Source organism: Duganella dendranthematis, from assembly GCF_012849375.1.
Taxonomy (GTDB): Bacteria; Pseudomonadota; Gammaproteobacteria; order Burkholderiales; family Burkholderiaceae_D; genus Rugamonas; species Rugamonas dendranthematis.
Genome location: NZ_CP051684.1, coordinates 494,767 through 511,256, shown reverse-complemented (window position 1 = coordinate 511,256; position 16,490 = coordinate 494,767). Strand labels below are relative to the sequence as shown.

The following is a 16,490-nucleotide window of genomic DNA, read 5'->3' as shown; positions in this document are numbered from 1 at the left end:
AGATGAGAATGACGAATAAAAGCAATCTGCTCGTACTGAGCTTTGCGCTGGTTTTATTGAGCGCCTGCCAATCCCCCCCTAACCAAGCCCCGGTCGTCGACCGCCCCGTCTCTCCCGCTGTCAAACCCGCCACCCCGAGCGAAACGGCGCAGATCGGCCGCGAGGAACGCGGCCTGTACACCGTGAAAAAGGGCGACACCCTCATTCGCATCGCGCTGGAATACGGCCAGAACTACCGCGACCTGGTGGCCTGGAACAATCTGGCCAACGCCAACGATATCAAGGTCGACCAGGTGCTGCGCGTGCTGCCGCCGGATAGTGCGCCGAATGGCGCCGGCGTGGAAACCGCCGCCGTCATCATGCCGCCGTCCGACAAGACGCCGCCGCCGGCGCCGGTGGTCAAGAAAACCGGTCCCAAAGGCGAGAAAAAGCCGTATACGGACGCTAACCTGGCCGAATTGCAGCGCGCCGACAATGGCAAGGACGTCGCCGCCGCGCCCGCGCCGTCCGCCGCCGCTGCCTCTGCTTCGGCCCGTGCTTCTGTCCCGGCTGCACCGGCAGCGCCAGCCGGTCCGACCCTGGCCGCCGACGACGCCGCCGTGACCTGGGTCTGGCCGGCCGAAGGCAAGGTGACCGCCGTCTTCGACGAAGGCAAGAACAAGGGCGTGGACATCGCCGGCAAGGCCGGCCAGCAAGTCGTGGCTGCCGGCGCCGGAAAAGTCATGTTCGCCGGCAGCGGTATCCGCGGATATGGTAATCTCGTTATATTGAAGCACAGTAGTAATTTGCTGTCGGCCTACGCGCATAACCGGACCATCCTGGTGAAGGAAGGTCAGACTGTCAGCAAGGGACAAATGATTGCGGAAATGGGTGATTCCGATACCGACTCCGTCAAGCTGCACTTTGAAATCCGCCAGCAGGGCAAGCCAGTCGATCCATCCCGCTTCCTGCCGAATCGCTAGATTAACTCTAGATAACCGCTAGTTGAGCCATGTGAGCCATGACCTCTACGCCGCACGATCAGATGGACGACGACTCGCTCCCGGATGATTTCCAGGATGAGGAGGCCAGCATCGACGACGCGGACGAGGCCGACGCGCCGGAGACCGGCGCGGTTCTGGAAACCGTCGACGAGCTGAAGAAGGTGCTGGCGGCCGAGCTGTCGACCGACACCACCCAGCACTATCTGAACCAGATCGGCACCCGGCCGCTGCTGACGGCGCCGCAGGAAGTCCATTACGCCACGCTGGCCAAGGCCGGCGACTTCAGCGCGCGCCAGACCATGATCGAGCACAACCTGCGGCTGGTGGTGTCGATCGCCAAGCACTACATCAACCGCGGCGTGGTACTGCTGGACATGATCGAAGAAGGCAACATCGGCCTGATGCGCGCCATCGACAAGTTCGAGCCCGAGCGCGGTTTCCGTTTTTCCACCTACGCCACCTGGTGGATCCGCCAGAGCATCGAGCGCGCCATCATGAACCAGGCGCGCACGGTGCGGCTGCCGGTGCACATGGTGCGCGAGCTGAACCAGATTCTGCGCGGCAAATACCACCTCGAAGCACAGCACCACAACGGCAAGGACGCCACCGCCGAAGACATCGCCGAGCTGGTCGGCCGTCCGGTGGAAGAGGTGCAGGACATCCTGGCCTTGTCCGAACACGCCACCTCGCTCGATGCGCCGCTCGACAACGATCCGCAATCGTCGCTGATGGACATGCTGCCGGGCGACAGCGACGACAGTCCCGACGCCCGCGCCGAGCACCACGAAATGACGGTGCTGGTTCGCGACTGGCTGACCAAGCTGCCGGACAAGCAGCGCATCGTCATCATGCGCCGTTTCGGCCTCGATAATGACGATCCGGCCACGCTGGAAACCCTGGCCGAAGAGATGGGCGTGACGCGGGAGCGGGTGCGCCAGATCCAGCAGGAAGCGCTGGTCAAGCTGAAACGGGCGATGGCGGCGCGCGGCGTGGTCCGCGATTCCCTGCTGTAGTCGCGTAGCCCCAGCCTGTTCTGGTATCATGTCGCCCCTGTACGCGGGCCGGCCGCGCTTTCCCTACTATTGAACGTTATGCAAGAAAATACCATCGACATCAAATCGCTCGACATGGACGCCCGTGGCGTCGGCCATATTGAAAACGAAGACGGCACGCCGGGTAAAGTAGTGTTCGTGGAAGGTGCGCTGCCAGGTGAGCGCGTCAGCTTTGAGACGTTCAAGAAGAAGAAAAACTGGGAAGCCGCGCGTATGACCGCGCTGCACCGCGAATCGTCGATGCGCGTCAAGCCGCAGTGCGAACACTTCGACTATTGCGGCGGCTGCTCGATGCAGCACCTGGAGCCGACCGCGCAGGTGGCGATCAAGCAGCGGGTGCTGGAAGATAACCTGTGGCACATCGGCAAAGTCACCGCCGACAACATCATGCGCCCGATGTACGGCCCGACCTGGGGCTACCGTTTCCGTGCGCGCCTGTCGGTGCGCTGGGTCGAGAAAAAGGGCACCGTGCTGGTCGGCTTCAAGGAGAAGCGGTCGGTGTTCGTGGCCGACATCAAGAGCTGCCAGATCCTGCCAAAGCACGTGTCGGACATGCTGCTGCCGCTGCGCGCGCTGATCGGCTCGCTGACGCTGTACAAGGAAGTGCCGCAGATCGAACTGGCGATCGGTGAAGACGTCACCGCGCTGGTGCTGCGCGTGATGGCGACCCCGACCGCCGACGACGAAGCCAAGCTCAAGGCCTTCGCCGACGAATACAAAGTGCAGTTCTGGCTGCAAACCAAAGGCCCGGAAACCGCCGCGCCGTTCTACCCGCTGGAGCCGCAGCTGCACTACCTGCTGCCGGAATACGGCGTGCGCATGCCGTTCAAGCCGGTCGACTTCACCCAGGTCAACCACCACATCAACCGCGCGCTGGTGCACAAGGCGCTGCGCCTGCTGGACGTGCAACCGGAAGACCGCGTGGCCGACCTGTTCTGCGGCCTGGGTAACTTCACGCTGCCGCTGGCGACGCTGGCGCGCGAAGTGGTGGGCATCGAAGGCAGCCAGGCGCTGACCGACCGTTCGCTGAGCAACGCCAAGGCCAACGGCCTGGACGGCAAGACCACCTTCTACAACCGCAATCTGTTCGAAGTCACGCCGGCAGACCTGATCGCGCTCGGCAAATTCGACCGCATGCTGATCGACCCGCCACGCGATGGCGCCATGACCTTGTGCGAGTCGCTGGGCGAACTGCGCAAGACGAATCCGGAGTTCCTGCCGAAGCGCATCGTCTACGTCTCGTGCAGCCCGTCGACGCTGGCGCGCGACGCCAACGCGCTGGTCAACCTGGCCGGCTACAAGCTGGACAAGGCCGGCGTGGTGAATATGTTCCCGCACACCTCGCACGTCGAATCGATGGCCGTGTTCGACCTGGCCTAATGTTTTTCTTCTAATATTATTGACTTTGCAGGAGGCGTGCGCAACACTGGGCTGATTGTTAATCAGCGCCTGGAGTTGGCATGCGCCTTCTGTCCCGAATCATCGCGCTGGCTGCGTTAAGCAGCCTGCCGCTGGCCGTTCTGGCCGATACTTCCGTAACCTCGTTTTCGCCATCGGGCACCGTCAAGGGCGTGCGCCAGGTGGCGGCGCGCTTCAGTGGCCAGATGGTGCCGCTGGGCGATATGCGGCTCAGCGATCCGTTCACCGTCGATTGTCCGCAAGAGGGCAAGGGCCGCTGGATCGATGGCCAGAACTGGAGCTACGATTTTGTGCGCGACCTGCCGGGCGGCGTGGCTTGCCGCTTCACGCTCAAGGACGACGTCAAGGACATCGACGGCAAGCCGCTGAAGGGCGACCGCCAGTTCAGCTTCGACACCGGCGGGCCGGCGGTGGTAGAGGCCGCACCGCGCGACGGCTCCGGCGCCATCGACGAACAGCAGATCTTTGTGCTCGGCCTCGACGCGCCGGCCAGCGAATCAACCATCACCGCCCACGCCTGGTGCCAGGCGGAGGGCATCAACGAGAAAATCGGCGTGCGCCTGCTGCAGGGCGCGGAGCGTCAGCGCGTGCTGGAGATGCGCAAGTCGTTCACGGAACGCTATCTGTCCCTGTACTTCAAGGCGCGCGGTGTGGTGTGGCGGGCGACCGCCAAGGTCAATAACCAGAAGCTCGACAAACTGCCGATCGTGGTGCTGCAATGTCAGCGGCCGTTGCCGGCGGACGCCAACGTGTCGCTGGTGTGGGGCGCGGGCATCGCCGCCGACAGCGGCCTCGTCACCACGCAGGAGCAAAAGCTGGCCTTCAATACGCGGCCGGATTTCAACGCGCGCTTCAGCTGCGACAGGCTGGCGGCCGATGGCGCCTGCATTCCGTTCCTGCCGATGCGCGTGCAGTTTTCGGCGCCGGTGCCGCGCGCCGACGCGCTGGCGGTCAAGATCACGGGGCCAAGCGGCAAGGTGTTCAAGCCGGTGCTGACCAAGGAAGAAGAGCAGGCCGAGTATCTGCAATGGCTCAACATCAAAGGCCCGTTCCCCGAAAGCGCCAGGCTGACGCTGTCGATGCCGCCCAAGCTGAAGGACGATGCCGGCCGCATGCTGGTGAACCAGGCCAGCTTCCCGATGACGGTGCGCACCGATGCGCAGCCGCCGCTGGTCAAGTTCCCGGCGCGCTTCGGCATCATCGAGGCGAAGGGCGACAAGCTGTTGCCGGTCACCGTGCGCAATGTCGAGGCGCGGCTGGCGGGCAGCAAGGTGGATGGCGCCGCGCTGCGGGTCAACGATGGTGCGGCGTCGAGCGATCAGCAAGACCAGCAGGTAATCGCATGGCTCAAGCGCATGGGCACCAGCTACAGCTGGCAGCCGCAGGAGCAGTGGGGCGATAGCCTCGGCAAGCAGCTGCTGGACGCCAAGGCCGGCAAGGTGGAACGCTTTGCCATGCCCAAACCGAGCGGCGGCCGGGCGATGGAGGTGGTCGGCGTCCCGCTGCGCAAGCCGGGCTTCTATGTGGTGGAGCTGGCGAGTCCCAAGCTGGGCGAGGGACTGGGCGTTGGCAAGAAGGCTTACGTCAGTGCGGCCGCGCTGGTGACCAATATGGTGGCGCACTTCAAGCACGGCGCGGAGTCGTCGGTGGTGTGGGTGACGTCGCTCGACAAGGGCCAGCCGGTGCCGCAGGCGCAAGTGGTAGTGCGCGATTTTGAAGGCAATCTGCTGTGGCAGGGTATGACCGACGCCGGCGGCCTGGCGCACATCCGCAAGGAGCTGCCGACCTCGCGCAAGGCAAAGGATGGCCGCTACTTTGTCAGCGCGCGTCTTGGCGCGGACATGACGTTCACCTTGTCCGACTGGGATCGCGGCATCGAGACCTGGCGCTTCAATCTGCCTGGTGGCGACGGCGGCGCCGATAACGTCATCGCCACCACGGTGTTTGACCGCATGCTGCTGCGCGCCGGCGAGACGGTACACATGAAGCACTTCCTGCGCCGTCACGTCGAGCAGGGCATTGTGCAGGCGTCGAAAGAACAGGATCGTATGCTGCACATCATGCATGAAGGCAGCCAGCAGCAGTACGACGTGCAGATCAAGTGGAATCCCAGCGGCTCAGCCGAAAGTACCTGGACCATTCCGGCGGACGCCAAGCAGGGCTGGTATCAGCTGATGCTGAGTGGCCGCACGGCAGGTCGCTTCCGCGTTGAACAGTTCCGCGTGCCGACCATGAAGGCGCTCTTGCAAGGGCCGAAGACGCCGGCGATTCAGGCGTCGTCGGTGGCGCTGGATATCCAGCTGGGCTACCTGTCCGGCGGCGGCGCGGGCGATGCGCCGGTACAGCTGCGCACTGTGGTGCAGGACAAGGGCGTCAGCTTTGCCGATTATCCGGACTTCAGCTTCAGTAACGGCGACGTCAAGGTCGGCGCCGAAAAGAACGCCGGCACCTTCGATGACGACGAAGGCATGTACGAGGGCGACGGCGAAGGCGAGGATGGGGCGGTCGCCGGCCCGGCCAATATCAAGACCCGCAACCTGACGCTGGACAAGGCCGGCGGCGCGCGCGTTACGCTGGACCAGCTGCCCGAGGTGCAGACGCCGAAAGAGCTGATGGCCGAGATGACCTTCCAGGACGCCAATGGCGAAACGCTGTCGGCCGCCACGCAGATTGCGCTGTGGCCTTCCAGCTATGTGATCGGCATTCAGCCCGATGGCTGGGTCGCCAGCAAGGAAGGCCTCAAATTCACGGTAGCGGTGCTGGACCTGCAAGGCAAGCCGGTGCCCGATGCGCCTGTGGCGGTGGACTTCTTCCAGCGCCTGTCGTACTCGCACCGTCGCCGCCTGATCGGCGGCTTCTACGCCTACGAGAATAGCAGCGAGATCAAGGCGCTGGGCGCCGCGTGTGAAGGCAGAACCGACAACAAGGGACTGTTGATCTGCAAGGTCAAGGCGCCGGCGTCGGGTAACCTGATCCTGCGCGCGAAGACGCAGGATGGGCAGCAGCGCGCCGCCATCGCCCATCGCGAAACCTGGGTAGCCGACGGCGCTGACTGGTGGTTCGCCGCCACCGACAACGATCGCATCGACCTGCTGCCGGAGAAAAAACGCTACGAACCCGGCGAGACGGCCAGCTTCCAGGTACGCATGCCGTTCCGCGAAGCGACCGCGCTGGTAACGGTGGAGCGCGAAGGCGTGATCGATACCTATATCCGTCCGCTGAGCGGCAGTGAGCCGGTGTTCACCATTCCGGTCAAGAAGTCGTATGCGCCGAATGTCTACGTCTCCGCGCTGGTGGTCCGCGGCCGCGTGAACAGTGTGCAGCCGACCGCGCTGGTCGATCTGGGCAAGCCGGCCTACAAGCTGGGGATCGCGCCGCTGCGCGTGGGCTGGTCGGCCAACGAATTGAAGGTGCAGGTCACGGCGGACAAGCCGGTGTACAAGGTGCGCGACAAGGCCACGGTGGCGGTCAAGGTCACGCTGCCGGATGGCTCGGCGCCGCCGGCCGGCGCGGAAGTGGCGCTGGCGGCGGTCGATGTCGGCCTGCTGGAGCTGATGCCCAACACCAGCTGGGATCTGCTGGAAACCATGATGGGCCAACGCAGCCTGCAAGTGACCACGGCTACTGCGCAGATGCAGGTGGTCGGCAAGCGCCACTTCGGCCGCAAGGCGGTACCGGCGGGCGGCGGCGGCGGCAAGGGCGCGGGACGTGAGCTGTTCGACACACTGCTGTTCTGGAAAGCGCGCGTGACGCTGGATGCGAACGGCGAAGCCACGGTGCAGGTGCCGATCAACGATTCGCTGACGGCGTTCCGCATCGTGGCCGTCGCCAGCGCACAGGCGGATTTGTTCGGCACTGGCCGCACGGAAGTACGCAGCTCGCAGGATCTGATTCTGCTTTCCGGCTTGCCGGCGCTGGTGCGCGAAGGCGACCGCTTGCGCGCCGGCTTCACGCTGCGCAATACCACCGACGCTGCGGTGAAAGCCACGTTGACCGCCAGCGCGGGTGGCAAGGCGTTGTCGCCGCAATCGGTGTCGCTGGAGCCGGGGCAGGCGCGCGAGATCGGCTGGGACGTGCAGGTGCCGGCCGGCGCCAGCACGCTGGATTGGGATGTCAGCGCGGCAGTGGAGGGCGGCGGCGCGGGGTCGACGGACCGCATCAAGATCAAGCAGAAGGTGGTACTGGCCGTGCCGGTGACGGTAATGCAGGCCACCCTGCTGCAACTGGACCGCAAGCAGTCGATGCAGGTGGCGCTGCCGGACGACGCGGTGCCGGGACGCGGCGGCGTGCAAGTGCAGTATAGCCCATCGCTGGGCGGCGACCTGCCAGGCGTTCAGGAGTACATGAAGAAGTACCCGTACCGCTGCTTCGAGCAGGTCACTTCGCGTTCGATCGCGCTGCATGACAAGTCGATGTGGCAGTCGGCGATCGATACGCTGCCGGCGCATCTGGACAGCGATGGCCTGGTCAAGTATTTCGCGACGATGCAACAGGGTAGCGATACGCTGACGGCGTATGTGCTGTCGGCGGCGGCGGAAGCGGGCTATGTGATTCCAGATGGTCTGCGCGGACAAATGGAGTCGGGCCTGCTGGCCTTCGTGCAGGGCAAAGTGGTGCGCTACTCGGCCTTGCCGACCGCCGATCTGGCGGTACGTAAGATCGCCGCGCTAGAGGCCTTGTCTCGTTCGCGGCCGACGCAGGCGGCTGATCTGGAGTCGTTCACGCTGCAGCCGAATTTGTGGCCGACGTCCGCAGTCCTCGACTGGTACCAGATCCTGCAACGCTCGAAGGAGCTGCCGCAGCGCGTGCAGCGCCTGAAGGAGGCGGAGCAGATCCTGCGCTCGCGTCTGAACCTGCAAGGCACGACGATGACATTCTCCACCGAGCGCACCGACGACTGGTGGTGGCTGATGTCTTCCGCTGACGGCAATGCCAACCGGCTGTTGCTGGTTATGGCCGACAACCCGGCGTGGAAGGATGATATCGGCCGGCTGGCGCGCGGCGCGCTGGGACGTCAGCAGAAGGGCCGTTGGGGCACGACGGTCGCAAATGCCTGGGGCGTACTGGCGGTGGACAAATTCTCGCGCCTGTTCGAGAAGGACAAGGTGACGGGCACTGCCGGCGCTACACTGGCCAACGCCAGCAAGAGCATTGCCTTTGGTGGCGAGCCGGCTGGCGGCACGGTGATGCTGCCTTGGCCGCGCGGCGGTAGTGGCCAGCTGGCGCTGGAGCACGCGGGCGCCGGCAAGCCATGGGCCACGGTGCAGACCTTGTCCGCAGTGCCGCTCAAGGCGCCACTGTCCAGCGGCTATCGCATCGCCAAGACCATTACGCCGGTGGAGCAGAAGGTCAAAGGCGTGTGGTCGCGTGGCGATGTCTATCGCGTACATCTGGATCTGGAAGCGCAGTCGGATATGACCTGGGTGGTGGTGGATGATCCGATCCCGGCCAGCGCCACGGTGCTGGGCTCCGGCCTGGGCGGCGATTCCAAGATCATGCGCAGCGGTGAAGCCAGTACCGGTTGGGCATATCCGGCCTTCCAGGAGCGCACGTTTGAGGGTTATCGCGCGTTCTACGAGTTTGTCCCGAAAGGCAAATGGAGCGTGGAGTACACTGTGCGCCTGAATAATCCGGGCCAGTTCAACCTGCCGCCAACCCGTGTCGAGGCGATGTACAGCCCCGAGATGTTTGGCGCTTCGCCCAATGCTGCCATTACCGTGAAATGAAGCTGATCGTTTGTACCCTTGCGCTGGCGCTGGCCGGCGCCGTTCACGCAGCGCCGACATTTGATGAGGTGCGGAAGGCGTATCGCTCGTCGGACGCGGAGCTGCTGGACCGGCACGGCGAGGCGATTCAGTCGCTGCGCATCGACATGACGGTGCGGCGCTTGCCGTGGGTGGCGCTGAACGATATCTCGCCGGCGCTGCCGGCGGCGGTGCTGCAAGCTGAGGATCAGCGTTTCTACCAGCACGATGGTGTGGACTGGAATGCGGCGGCCAAGGCGGCGTGGGATAATCTGTTCCGCACCCGTCCGCGCGGCGCTTCAACCATCACCATGCAATTGGCGGCTTTGCTCGACCCCGCCTTGCAGCCGGCCGCCAAGGGTCGTAGCTGGGGGCAGAAGTGGGATCAGGTGAAGGCAGCGCGCGAGCTGGATACGCAGTGGACCAAGCAGCAGATCATGGAAGCGTATCTGAATATGGTGTCGTATCGCGGTGAGCTGCAAGGCGTTGGCGCGGCGGCGCGCGGCATGTTCGGCAAAGCGCCTTCCGGACTGGATCTGAGCGAGGCGGTGATTCTGGCCAGTCTGCTGCGCGGACCGGCGGCTGGGCAGAAGGTGGTGTCGCAGCGGGCTTGTGCGCTGGCGCTGGAGTTGCGTTTGCCGTCGACCTGTAGCGAGATCCAGTTGCGGATTGTGGTGGCGATGAGCCGTCCGCAGTTGGCTGCTAACCTGCCGCCGGCGCCGCAGGTGGCGCAACAGCTTCTGACGCGCAGCGGGCAGGCGGTGCGCAGCACGCTGGATGCGGGCTTGCAGCGCTACGCGCAGAATGTGCTGCGCCAGCAGCTGGCCGCGCTCCAGGGCCGCAATGTGAACGACGGCGCGGTGGTGGTGCTGGATAACGCCAGCGGCGAGATTCTGGCCTATGTCGGCAACGCCGGTGGCGGCGAAGTGGATGGCGTGGCGGCGCTGCGCCAGGCCGGATCGACGCTCAAACCGTTTCTGTACGAGCTGGCGCTGGAGCGCAAGCAGTTGACGGCGGCGTCGCTGATGGACGATACGGCGATCGATATCTCGACGCCGGGCGGCATGTACATCCCGCAGAACTACGATAAGAATTTTAAAGGCTACGTCAGCGTGCGCACCAGCCTTGCCAGCTCACTCAACGTACCGGCCGTGCGCACGCTGGTGATGACGGGCATGGAGCGTTTTCACGAGCGCCTGCGCGAGGTGGGCTTGAGCAGTTTGACGCGGCCGGCCGAATACTATGGCTATTCGCTGGCGCTGGGATCGGCCGAGGTGTCGCTGCTGGAGCTGAGCAATGCCTATCGCACGCTGGCCAACGGCGGCATGTATGGCGCGGTGACACTGGCGCCGCAGGCAGCTGCGATTGCCGCCACGGCCGCGCCACGCCGCGTACTCGATGCGCGCGCCAGCTTCATCATCAGCGACATCCTGGCCGACCGCGCGGCGCGCAGCGTCACCTTCGGCCTGAAGAACGAACTGGCGACCACCTTCTGGGCCGCCGTCAAGACTGGCACCAGCAAGGATATGCGCGACAACTGGTGCGTCGGCTACACCGACAAATACACGGTAGGGGTCTGGGTCGGTAATTTTGACGGCCAATCGATGTGGGACGTTTCCGGCGTCAGCGGCGCCGCGCCGGTGTGGCGCGACGTGATGGACTACCTGCATCGCGGCCAGTCCAGCCGCGCACCCAAGCCGCCGGCCGGCGTGTTGCGCCAGCAGGTCGCCTATCAACCGGCGCTGGAAGCGGCGCGCAACGAATGGTTCATCGCCGGCACCGAAAGCCCGGTGATCGCACTGGTGCAAGACCTGCATCGCGCACCGAAGATCTTGTATCCAGGCGAAGCTGCCATCATTGCGCTTGATCCTGATATCCCGGACGCCATCCAGCGCGTATTCTTCCAGGCGCAGGGCGGGCAGAACCTGAGCTGGCAGCTGGACGGCGAGCCGCTAGGCCAGGCCGCCAGCAGCTACAGCTGGCGCCCCACTCCCGGCCAGCACCAGCTGGCGCTGGTCGACGCCAACGCAAAACCGATCGCGACCGCCCATTTCCAGGTCCGGGGACTCAACAAGTCTGCCGAGTGAATCAATCCGCCGGCAAGCGCAGGCGCGCGGCGACAGGGAAGTGGTCGGACGGATAGCGCGCTTCCATCGAATCGGTCAGCACTGCGTAGCGCAGCACTTGCCACTTCGGGCTGAGAAAGATGTAGTCGATACGCTCCTGCGCCGGCTTGCTGATATCGAAGTCGTTGAAGGTCTCTAAAGGCCCATAGGCGGGCATCTGGCTGATGGCCCTGGCGTCGCGCAGGGTGGCGCTGATGGTGGCGACCACCTCGCTGTCCGGCGTGCTATTGAAATCGCCCAGCACAATCAGCGGCAGCTTGCCGGCCAGTGCGCGACTGCGCTCCACCAACAGGCGCGCCGATTCGCGCCGCGCCATCACGCCTTCGTGGTCGAAGTGCGCATTCAGCACTACAAACGTCTGGCCACTCGGCTTGTCGCGCAACTTTGCCCAGGTCACGAGGCGTTTGCAGCAGCGCGCGTCCCAGCCCATGGAGGGTTTGTCGGGCGTGGTGCTGAGCCAGAAATCGCCATGGTCTTCCAGTGCAAAACGCTCACGCCGATAAAAAATGGCCGAGTGCTCGCCGGCCTGCTTGCCGTCGTCGCGGCCGACACCGACGCGCGCATATTCATTCAGTGTATCCAGGTCGGCCAACTGGTTTTCCGGTCCTTCCTGCGTGCCCCACAGGTCGAAGCCGTGGTAGCGCACCAGCGCCCGCATGGCGTCGCGGCGCGCCGATAAAAAAAGCCGGCGCGAGGCCGGCTTTCTGGGAATGCTTAACGCTTAGTTGCGGTTGCCGCCAAAGATGCCCAGCAGCGACAGCAGGTTGGTGAAGATGTTGTACACGTCCAGGTAGATGCTCAGCGTGGCGCGGATGTAGTTGGTCTCGCCGCCGTTGACGATCTGCTGCACGTCATACAGGATATAGGCCGAGAAGATACCAATCGCCACCACCGAGATCACGATTGCCAGCGCCGGGATATGCAGGAAGATGTTGGCCAGCGACGCCAGGATCAGGATCACCACACCGGCGAACAGCCACGTGCCCATGCCCGAGAAATCACGCTTGGAGACGGTGGCGATCGACGCCAGCGTCGCAAACACCGCCGCCGTACCGCCAAACGCGGTGGCGATCAGGAAGCCGCCGTTCGAATAGCCCAGGATGCGCGACAGCAGTGGGGTCAGCCACAGGCCCATGAAGAAGGTGAAGCCCAGCAGCAGGGCGACGCCGACGCCGGAATCCTTGTTCTTTTCAATCCCCCAGATGAAGCCGAAGGCAATTGCCAGGAAGGCCAGCGCCATCAGGCCGCCGCTCAGCGGCAGGTGCAGCGATACGCCAATGACCGCGCCGAAGATGGTTGGCACCATCGACAGGGCCAGCAGCCAGTAGGTATTGCGCAGCACGTTGTGCTGCACCAGGCGACGGCTTCCCGCCAGGTCGTAGGTGTTTTGCATGTTGTTCATAGTGCCCTCCATTAAAGGATGAAAGTTTACTGCTTTGATAAAAGCATAGCACGCCGGGGTCGGGAAATCCTTAAAACCTGCTTTTATTGCACTTAAATCGGGCTTAATCTGCCTTCATGGGCGTTTCCCGGCACCAAAAACGGGCAAATAGTAGCCGTATTGCAAGCTTATCTATGCCCTTGTTTCGGAATGTGGGGTGTTCTATGGTAAAATCAAAGGTTGATTGGATTATCAATTTCGTTTTAAACCTTTCTTTTTATTGGAGTTTTTCAAATGGCAATCGAACGCACCCTGTCGATCATCAAACCAGACGCAGTTGCAAAAAACGTGATCGGCCAAATCTACAGCCGCTTCGAGAACGCTGGCCTGAAGATCGTCGCTGCGCAAATGAAGCAGCTGTCGCGTGAAGAGGCTGAAGGTTTCTACGCCGCGCACAAAGAGCGCGGCTTCTTCAAAGATCTGGTGGACTTCATGGTTTCGGGTCCAGTCATGATCCAGGCACTGGAAGGCGAAAACGCCGTCCTGAAAAACCGCGAACTGATGGGCGCGACCGATCCTAAGAAGGCTGACAAAGGCACCATCCGTGCTGATTTCGCCGACTCGATCGACGCTAACGCCGTTCACGGCTCGGACGCTGTTGAAGCTGCCCAAGTTGAAATCGCTTACTTCTTCGGTAAGTAATTTGATGTAATTCTGCTTCCGCGCCCCGCGCGGAAGCGGTATCTTTTTTTGTACTGTTTTGAACCTGAATATGAACGCACCTCTGACCAACTTGCTGGACTTCGATCCCGCGCAGCTTATCGCTTATTGCGCCGAGTTGGGGGAGAAGCCGTTCCGCGCCAAGCAACTGCAGCGCTGGATCCATCAATTCGGCGCGTCGGATTTCGACAGCATGACGGATCTGGCCAAGTCGCTGCGCGATAAACTGAAAACCCGCGCCCACATCGCGGCGCCGGCCATTATCAGCGACCATACCTCCACCGACGGCACCCGCAAATGGCTGGTCGATGTCGGCAATGGCAACGCGGTCGAAACCGTGTACATCCCGGAAGAAAACCGCGGCACGCTGTGCATCTCCACCCAGGCCGGTTGCGCCGTCAACTGCCGTTTCTGCTCGACCGGCAAGCAGGGCTTCAGCCGCAACCTGAGCGTGGGCGAGATCATCGGCCAGCTGTGGATGGCGGAATTCGAACTGCGCCGCACCAAAGGCATCGAGCCCGGCCCGAAAGGCGAACGCCAGATCACCAATGTGGTCATGATGGGCATGGGCGAGCCGCTGCTGAATTTCGATCCGACCGCCACCGCGCTCAAGCTGATGCTGGACGATAACGCCTACGGCCTGTCGCGCCGCCGCGTAACCCTGTCCACTTCGGGCGTGGTGCCGATGATCGACAAGCTGTCGCAGGAAGTGCCGGTGGCCCTGGCCGTCTCGCTGCACGCCTCCAACGACGAGCTGCGCAACGGCCTGATCCCGCTGAACAAGAAGTACCCGCTGAAGGAGCTGATGGCGGCCTGCAAACGCTACATCGAGTTTGCGCCGCGCGACTTCATCACTTTCGAGTACTGCATGCTCGACGGCGTCAACGACAGCGACGAGCATGCGCGCGAACTGGTGGCGCTGGTGCAGCATCCCGAGTTCGGCGTCAACTGCAAATTCAACCTGATTCCATTTAATCCCTTCCCGGAATCGGGTCTGCTGCGCTCGAAGAACCCGCGCATCAGCGCCTTCGCCCAGGTGCTGCTGGACGCCGGCATCGTCACCACCATCCGCAAAACGCGCGGCGACGATATCGACGCCGCCTGCGGCCAGTTGGCCGGCGAAGTGCAGGACCGCACCAAGGTCCAGCAACGGATGGAAAAAATGGCCGAGTACCAGCAAAAATTCGGCGCCAACTTCGGCAAGATCGTGGAGATCCATTCCTGATGACCTTCCTGGCGCAGCGGAGCCGGCTCAGTCTCGTCGCCCTGTGCGCGGCAGGGACGCTGGCCGGTTGCGCCTCGCCAGGCACGCAGAACGGCAATAGCGGCAAGGCCGAGCTGACCACCGCGTCGGACCAGACGGCATTGCAGCGCAAGGTGGACATCCGCATGCAGCTGGCGATCGGCTACTTCGAGCAGGGCCAGTATCCGGTGGCGCTGGATGAAGTCAAGCTGGCGCTGGCGGCCGATCCGGCCTACGCCGACGGTTACGGTATGCGCGGCCTGATTTACCAGCAGATGGGCGAACGCGCGCTGGCCGAAGACAACTTCGTGCGCGCCCGCAAACTGGCGCCGGCCAGCCCGGATCTGGCCAACAACTACGGTTCTTTCCTGTGCCAGGAAGGCCGCGTAAAGGAAGCGTTGCCGCTGTTTGATGCGGCCCTGGCCAACCGCTCGTACCGTTCGCCGGCCAGTGCCGCGAACAACGCCGGTTCGTGCGCATTGAAGATCAAGGATTACGCCAGCGCGGAGCGTTATCTGCTGCAAGCCTTGCAGTTGACGCCTGACCTGCCGGCCACCAACGCCAATCTGGCGCGGGTATATTTTGAAAAGGGCGATTATGTGCGCGCCAATTTCTTCATCACCCGTTTGAACAAGGTGGCAAAGATGGAGAGTCTCACGGCCGATGTGCTGTGGCTCGCGATTAAGGTGCAGCATAAGCTGGGCGATACGGATGCGGAGGCTGGCTGGGCGACGCAATTGCGCCGTCACCACTCCGGCTCGACCGAGTATGCTGCTTATCAACGTGGGGCGTTTGATGAGTGAAACAGGGGTACCAATGAATTCTGAGTGGGCAGAACCGCCGCAAGAGCAGGGCAGCACCAGTACCGGCAAGGCGACGCCGGGTGCATTACTGGCGTCCCAGCGCGAGTCCCTGGGCTGGACGGTCGAACAGATTGCGGAACAACTGAAGCTGGCGGTACGCCAGGTGAAGGCATTGGAAGCCGGCGATTACGCCGCGCTGCCCAACATGGCGGTCACGCGCGGCTTTGTGCGCGCCTACGCCAAGGTATTGAAGATGGACGCGGCGCCGCTGGTCGCGATGATCGACGCGGCCGCGCCTCCTGCCCCCGAGGTGGTGGTGCCGCGCAAGGATTTGTCGGCCTCGTTCTCGGAGTCGCGCTTCCCGTCGATGACCGGACGTTCGTCCTCGCCGGCCGGCTGGCTGGTGGGACTGGCAGTGGTGGTCGTGGTGGGCGCCGCCGGTGCTTACGCTTACCATAACGGTCTGATTCCGGCCTCGCTGTTCCAGCGCAAGGAAGCCCCTGCGGAAGAAGCCAAGCCGGTCGAAGCCTCGGCGCCGATCGAGACCACGCTGGTCAAGCCGGGCGAGGAGGCCTCGCCGGTGCAGTCGACCAATGTGCCGCTGATTTCCGTGCCGCCGCAAGGCGAGCAAACGACAGCGCCAGCGGCTGAAGCGCCGGCAGCGGTGTCGCCGCCGGTCGCTGCGCCGGCACCAACGCCTGCGCCAGTCGCGGTTGCGCCGACGCCGGCACCGGCCGCATCGACCGCGCCAGCCGCCAGCACCGGCCATGAACTGGTGCTGAAAGTGAAAGAAGATTCGTGGGTGGAGATCCGCCGCCCAGGCACGACGTCGCTGATTGCGCGCCTGGTCAAAGCCGGCAGCACCGAGACCTTCGATATCAAGGACCCGGCCATGCTGATCGTCGGCAAACCTGGTGCGGTGGAAGCGACGCTGGGCGGCACGCCGCTGGCATTGCCGACCATTCCAGGCGGCACGATCTCACGCGTGAACATCAAATAAGCATCAAGTAAGAACAGAG

The 16,490-nt window shown here is 63.6% G+C and carries 11 protein-coding genes; 9 read left to right on the top strand and 2 right to left on the bottom strand.

From position 1 onward, the window contains the following. Positions 1-8 precede the first annotated feature (8 nt). The 5 genes from HH213_RS02435 to pbpC all read left to right on the top strand — a co-directional run bounded on the left by HH213_RS02435 (position 9) and on the right by pbpC (position 11,285). Positions 9-962 (top strand): peptidoglycan DD-metalloendopeptidase family protein, encoded by a 954-nt coding sequence (locus HH213_RS02435; protein WP_169110551.1) that lies wholly within the window; start codon positions 9-11, stop codon positions 960-962. A 38-nt stretch (positions 963-1,000) separates the two neighbouring features. Continuing rightward, positions 1,001-1,996 carry an RNA polymerase sigma factor RpoS gene (rpoS, locus tag HH213_RS02430; RefSeq protein WP_110849078.1) on the top strand — a complete coding sequence of 332 codons (996 nt, stop codon included), beginning with the start codon at positions 1,001-1,003 and terminating at the stop codon, positions 1,994-1,996. A 78-nt stretch (positions 1,997-2,074) separates the two neighbouring features. Continuing rightward, a complete protein-coding gene (gene rlmD, locus HH213_RS02425) occupies positions 2,075-3,415 on the top strand; it encodes a 23S rRNA (uracil(1939)-C(5))-methyltransferase RlmD (protein WP_169110549.1) in 1,341 nt (446 codons plus the stop codon). 80 nt (positions 3,416-3,495) lie between these two features. Continuing rightward, positions 3,496-9,180: an alpha-2-macroglobulin family protein gene (locus HH213_RS02420; protein WP_169110547.1), complete on the top strand. Its 5,685-nt coding sequence runs from the start codon at positions 3,496-3,498 to the stop codon at positions 9,178-9,180. Continuing rightward, positions 9,177-11,285: a penicillin-binding protein 1C gene (pbpC, locus tag HH213_RS02415; RefSeq protein WP_169110545.1), complete on the top strand. Its 2,109-nt coding sequence runs from the start codon at positions 9,177-9,179 to the stop codon at positions 11,283-11,285. The genes HH213_RS02420 and pbpC overlap by 4 nt, the downstream gene beginning before the upstream one ends. Before the next feature lies 1 nt (position 11,286). Here pbpC and HH213_RS02410 read toward each other — a convergent pair whose 3' ends face one another. Together HH213_RS02410 and HH213_RS02405 are read right to left on the bottom strand one after the other, a co-directional pair. Beyond that, positions 11,287-11,982, bottom strand: a complete 696-nt coding sequence (locus tag HH213_RS02410) for an endonuclease/exonuclease/phosphatase family protein (protein WP_169110543.1) — start codon at positions 11,980-11,982, stop codon at positions 11,287-11,289. A gap of 63 nt (positions 11,983-12,045) precedes the next feature. After that, positions 12,046-12,726 carry a Bax inhibitor-1/YccA family protein gene (locus tag HH213_RS02405; protein ID WP_110849073.1) on the bottom strand — a complete coding sequence of 227 codons (681 nt, stop codon included), beginning with the start codon at positions 12,724-12,726 and terminating at the stop codon, positions 12,046-12,048. A gap of 273 nt (positions 12,727-12,999) precedes the next feature. Between HH213_RS02405 and ndk the strand changes: the two genes are divergently transcribed. The 4 genes from ndk to HH213_RS02385 all read left to right on the top strand — a co-directional run bounded on the left by ndk (position 13,000) and on the right by HH213_RS02385 (position 16,471). Next, positions 13,000-13,407, top strand: a complete 408-nt coding sequence (gene ndk, locus HH213_RS02400; RefSeq protein WP_019920462.1) for a nucleoside-diphosphate kinase — start codon at positions 13,000-13,002, stop codon at positions 13,405-13,407. A 70-nt stretch (positions 13,408-13,477) separates the two neighbouring features. Beyond that, positions 13,478-14,650, top strand: a complete 1,173-nt coding sequence (gene rlmN, locus HH213_RS02395) for a dual-specificity RNA methyltransferase RlmN (RefSeq protein ID WP_110849072.1) — start codon at positions 13,478-13,480, stop codon at positions 14,648-14,650. After that, positions 14,650-15,471, top strand: a complete 822-nt coding sequence (pilW, locus tag HH213_RS02390) for a type IV pilus biogenesis/stability protein PilW (protein WP_110849071.1) — start codon at positions 14,650-14,652, stop codon at positions 15,469-15,471. Before rlmN ends, pilW begins: the two co-directional genes overlap by 1 nt. A 13-nt stretch (positions 15,472-15,484) precedes the next feature. Beyond that, complete coding sequence (locus HH213_RS02385; RefSeq protein WP_169110541.1) at positions 15,485-16,471, top strand: RodZ domain-containing protein; 987 nt, start codon at positions 15,485-15,487, stop codon at positions 16,469-16,471. Positions 16,472-16,490: the final 19 nt, after the last annotated feature.